Origin of the sequence: Psychrobacter sp. Ps6 (genome assembly GCF_022129235.1) — a bacterium.
Taxonomy (GTDB): domain Bacteria; phylum Pseudomonadota; class Gammaproteobacteria; order Pseudomonadales; family Moraxellaceae; genus Psychrobacter.
The window spans coordinates 2,408-3,967 of record NZ_JADQAI010000031.1 but is presented as its reverse complement, the minus strand read 5'-3'; positions in this window follow the sequence as shown (position 1 = coordinate 3,967).

Here is a 1,560-nt window from a genome sequence, read left to right as displayed (position 1 = left end):
GACCAATAGCTGTTTCTCGTTCTTCAATAACTTTGGTATTGCCCATAACAACATTCAAACCTAAAGCTTTCGTATAAAACTCGACGGCTTTGTCCATATCGCCAACCATAATACCAACGTGATTCATTTTCATAATTAAGGTTCCTAGCTCTGATATTTGTGGGTTTTGTTTCGATGAGATGAGTATAGGTAAGCAAATTTGAAACAGGAAATTATCAAAAATTATAAAGTTGATAATTTAAGTTTATTAATTATATCGTGAGTGTGAGAGCTAAGAGTATTGAGTCTACGGTATGAAGTGAGTTCGTTCTCAGACGATAGATCGAGAGAATTCTTGGGAGGAATAATTATTAACGACACGTTTTTTCATAAAAAATCATACCTGTAGCTAACTTATTAAGTGAGCTTCATTATCGATCTAATGAAAAAGCCAGAGCATGGATCATTGTCATTCTCTGGCTTTAAATAGCTTTTAGTACAGTTCTAACAGCTATAGATAAACTTTATGGTTGTATCAACAACAATGTAGAAATAACCATATCCTGATATATTTTAACACAATTAAATCATAAACTTACTAGAAAACAACCATAAGTTGATATTCACAAAAATAACCATAAATTGATATTTTTGTGAATTAAAATATCTAGTACAGCTCGGTTCGTAAGAAAGTTACTTACACTATTTTTCTGAGATTACGATATTAGCTCTCATCAAATGAGCTAGCCATGATTGCTAGCTCGTTATTGGACACAAACAGCTTAGATTATTTGTTCTATTCGGTTAGCTGGTATTAGGAAAAGTAAGGATATGTGTGACTTTTAATATCAGCCTCTATGATATTTACTTATATAAGGCAGCTTAGGCTTGTCCAACACTTCGTATAGGTGTTGGCTAAGCGATAAATATCCTTATTTTTTATATGGATACCCCGTAACCTAGTAAAAAACTAAAGCACCTTTAAAGAAATGTGAAACCAAACACATAACCATAATTAAAATAAGGTTAATTTCGTAGTGTCGACTTAGTCATTACACAGGGAATTACGATGCCTTATTATATTATCAACAAAAACCCACAATCAAATGGCGACCATGAGGTTCATGAGAAAGATAGCGGTTGCTCTCACTTACCAAATATCGAGAATCGAATTGACTTAGGCTTTCATTCATCTTGCTACTATGCAGTTCAGGATGCGAAGAAGAGATGGCCAAACAATAGGATCAATGGCTGCTACTATTGTTGCAATGCGTGTCATACAAGTTGATCTAAATGGGGCATTTCTGAGCTAGAACTGCCCACCATGAAAGTTCTGGACAGAAGTCATTTAGAGTCGGAGCTCTAAGCTACACGCTTCGCATAAGCTGAGTTTTGGCAAAGAATGGATTCTAAGTGTCCGATGATGATTTATGTCACTTCTTGTTGGCGGCATTCACCTATCATTCGATGACGGGCGAACCTCCTACCTGTGCTCATCCGAGCAATTTACTTGATAAAGGACGGGCTTGCTCAACACCCAAATAAAGTGTCGGCTGCGCGACACTTATCCTTATTTATTAT